Below are 3,061 nucleotides of genomic sequence, written 5' to 3'. Positions count from 1 at the left end.
GTGCACGTCGATGTGCCGCAGGACTTGATCAAACAAGTCGCATCCGGGCTCGTCGACGTGGCGATCATGTACGCGCCCCAGCATCGACCCGGCCTGAAAATCGATCTGCTTCTGGAAGAAAAACTCGTGTTTGCGACCACCAATTCCGAAGCGCGCCTCCTGGATGGGTCTGATTATGTCTATATGGATTGGGGTCCGGACTTTGGACATCACCACGGGATGAGTTTCCCAACTGCTGCGCCCGATCTTACTTTCGATCTCGGCCCGCTCGCATTGAACTATGTTCTTGCGGCGGGTGGCTCTGGATATTTCAGGATGAGCTCTGTGCAGCCTCACGTAGTGGCCGGCCGGCTGCACCTTGTGCCCGAAATGCCGCAGTTCTCCTATCCGGTTTACGCGGTGCAATCCGCAAATGCGGATGAGAGCGTAGTAGGTCCTGCCCTGACAGGATTGCATTCCGTTGCAAGAGCCGACAAATAATAGGAGCTCTTTTTGGGCGTCTAAGTGTCCGCTTGGATTGACGGGAACAGGAGATCCACTGTTGTCCCAATCCCTGGTTCACTCCTTATCCGGATCCGACCATTAACCGCCTGCGCCAATGCCTTTACTTGCAACATCCCTATCCCGGTGCCCTTCTCACCCTTTGTGGTGAAGAAAGGATCGAACACCTTCCGCAAAACTTCCGGAGCCATGCCGCAACCATGGTCTTTGACGCGAACGCGTGCGTAGGTACCCGGCCCGGGTGGGTCAGGTGTCATGGTGGTCTGCACGAATCGCTCAGTGATGACGTGAATCTCCCCGCCACCTGGCATCGCATCTCGCGCGTTTATGACGAGATTAAGCACTGCAGCGTCGAACAGCGCTGGGTCGATCAAGCAGTCCGGGACGTCGGAACCAAGCTCCAGCTTGACGCGGACATCGGGACCGGCGCCATACCTTAAGAGGGGCGCGAAAGACTTGAGGAACTCATTCAAATTGCCAGCATGGGCATCGAGTTCCTGATGCTTTGCGAAGGCGAGTAGCTGTGACGTTAGCTCGATCCCTCGATCGATCCCTTCCCGCGCTGCGGCAATGTAGGCACGCACGCTTTCGGGTGCGTCAGCTCTCCGCTCCGCGAGCCCGAGCCCGGATTGGATTACTGCCAGGAGATTTCTGAAATCATGGGCAATACCGCCTGTCATTTCGCCCAGCGCAGCAAGCCGGTGCGTCGCACGTTCGCGTTGCTCGACTGCAGTTCGGAGATAGAGAGTCGTGTCCGGCATCGGAGTGCGCGCGTCGCGTTCGGCCCGAGATGGTCGTTGAGTTTCACACGGAAACACACAGCCTGTCATAGAAGTCGCCCCTAAAGGTCACTGACGACACCCGAGCAACCCGCGCTCCCATCAATATCGTCGTATTCTGTCTCATTTGTTGCTGAGGGCCGTACCTTTCATGAGCATGATCTAAGCACGCCGGACGACCCTTTTCGTCATAATGTCTTCGACAGTCGGGAATGCCTTGAGGGTCTCCTCCGGTAGGTCGCCATTTGCTCCGACCATTTCAGACCAGCCGTGTACCTCTGGTTCGCCGACGATGATGCGGCCGACCATCCCGGCATGCTCATGCGGGACACAATAATAATCGTACACCCCCTGCTCGGTGAAGGTAACCGAAAAGCTTTCCTTGGGCAGGAGGTAGTCGGAATCCCATGGTTTTGCCGCCTTGGGCATGCGAAGCGGTCGCTCGAAGTTTGCCGGGTGGTAGGCTGTGGTTGTGTGCGAATTGCCAGGATTGAGATTGGTCCAGCGGACCGTCTGACCCGGTTTGATCAGAATGCCAATCGGATCGAACCAGACTTGTGAACCGTCGCCGCGCCCTCGCATCTTGATTTTGACCACCTCGCCGGCCCATACCGACAGAGAAGGCAGGGAAAGGGCGGCGGCGAGACCGCCGCCCGCGCCCAATATCTCACGGCGCGTGAGTGTCATTTGGCGACCCGCGCCTCGTCTGCGGCTGGGACATGCCACAGCACAATGTGGACATGCGGCTCTTCGACGCCTGGATGACCGGCATTGTAGTAGACGTCGACATGGTCGACATTGCCGCCGGGCGCGGCGAGGTTGTCAAAGCGTTTGTCCGGATTGAGATCTTTGATCGGCAGCATATAGATGGTGCTGACAATTTTGCCGTCGTGATCATAGGCAAGGAACGGACCGGCCGGCAGTGTCGCCGGATCGACAAAAAGTTGACCCATGCCAGGTAGGAAGTCGGGCAGCTTCACAAGCTTGCTGACCTGTTGGTAAGGCGCTGCTGGCGGGGATTTGGTGACCTCAGACGCCGCCATGGCGCAAAGCGAGCTGGCCATTGTCACGACAAGTGCGAGGGCGAGCTTCTTCATAGGTTATCTCCTTGTTGAATTCAAAAGTCACGATGCCGACAATTTAGGAGACCGGTACACGAAATCGTTGTTTAGCTTGTTGATACCGCCTGTCGCGCCCTGCCAGTAAGTAGGAGGCCCCTATTTTCGTCAAACGAAATTAGCTGGCATTTCAGTGCAGTAATTCTGCTTGCGCCGCCCGCACTGTTTGCTTGATTTCCGGAAATCCTTCACTACCTGTGAATTGCCATGGATATCTTCAGCCTCCATTTCCGGCGAGAGCCAATCCACCTCAAAATGGGCTCTTAACCCGGACGCGAGAAGGCACTGCCTTCGCGGCCGGGACAGCCAGGATTCCACTTCATCCGAAAGTGAACAGAGCCCTGCTTAAGCAGTGCGACTGATCACTGCGCGTTTGGAACGACACGAAGATTGACGCTCATGATCTCCCCCATCCTGTCAGAAGAAGACATCTCGCTTGACCTTGTGACAAAGGGAAAGCAATCAGCCTTGTCAAAAATCGCGATTAGGATTGCGCGAAGAACTGGGATTGACCAGCAGGTGGTTCTGCGTGGTCTTTTCGACCGCGAGCATCTCGGCTCGACCGGCATCGGCCGTGGCGTCGCGATCCCGCACGCTCTACTCAGCACAATCTATTCGCCGGTCGCGTCTTTGACACGCTTGGCCCAGCCCATTGATTTCGAG

General features: G+C 56.7%; 5 protein-coding genes. 2 read left to right on the top strand and 3 right to left on the bottom strand.

Annotated elements, in window-relative coordinates:
• A partial coding sequence (locus tag EN991_RS29625) for a LysR substrate-binding domain-containing protein (RefSeq protein WP_245461108.1) occupies positions 1-480 on the top strand: 480 nt, incomplete at its 5' end.
• A gap of 20 nt (positions 481-500) precedes the next feature.
• Here the strand turns inward: EN991_RS29625 and EN991_RS29620 are convergent.
• From EN991_RS29620 to EN991_RS29610, 3 genes are all read right to left on the bottom strand, one after another.
• Complete coding sequence (locus EN991_RS29620) at positions 501-1,262, bottom strand: ATP-binding protein (protein WP_127370081.1); 762 nt, start codon at positions 1,260-1,262, stop codon at positions 501-503.
• Between the two features lie 180 nt (positions 1,263-1,442).
• Positions 1,443-1,967, bottom strand: coding sequence for a plastocyanin/azurin family copper-binding protein (locus tag EN991_RS29615; protein WP_164766098.1), 525 nt, complete (start codon positions 1,965-1,967; stop codon positions 1,443-1,445).
• On the bottom strand, positions 1,964-2,377 hold the full coding sequence (locus EN991_RS29610) for a DUF5602 domain-containing protein (protein WP_064994258.1): 414 nt from the start codon (positions 2,375-2,377) through the stop codon (positions 1,964-1,966). Before EN991_RS29610 ends, EN991_RS29615 begins: the two co-directional genes overlap by 4 nt.
• A 420-nt stretch (positions 2,378-2,797) precedes the next feature.
• Between EN991_RS29610 and EN991_RS29605 the strand changes: the two genes are divergently transcribed.
• A partial coding sequence (locus tag EN991_RS29605; protein WP_164769460.1) for a PTS sugar transporter subunit IIA occupies positions 2,798-3,061 on the top strand: 264 nt, incomplete at its 3' end.

The organism is Mesorhizobium sp. M7A.F.Ca.US.005.03.2.1 (genome assembly GCF_003997795.1).
Classification (GTDB): Bacteria; Pseudomonadota; Alphaproteobacteria; order Rhizobiales; family Rhizobiaceae; genus Mesorhizobium; species Mesorhizobium ciceri.
The sequence above is the reverse complement of the archived record's forward strand: the minus strand, read 5'-3'. Positions and strand labels throughout refer to the sequence as shown.

Coding starts and splice junctions, on each gene's coding strand:
- EN991_RS29610 (WP_064994258.1), bottom strand. CDS start 2,377: ATGAAGAAGCTCGCCCTCGCACTTGTCGTGACAATGGCCAGCTCGCTT.
- EN991_RS29620 (WP_127370081.1), bottom strand. CDS start 1,262: ATGCCGGACACGACTCTCTATCTCCGAACTGCAGTCGAGCAACGCGAA.
- EN991_RS29615 (WP_164766098.1), bottom strand. CDS start 1,967: ATGACACTCACGCGCCGTGAGATATTGGGCGCGGGCGGCGGTCTCGCC.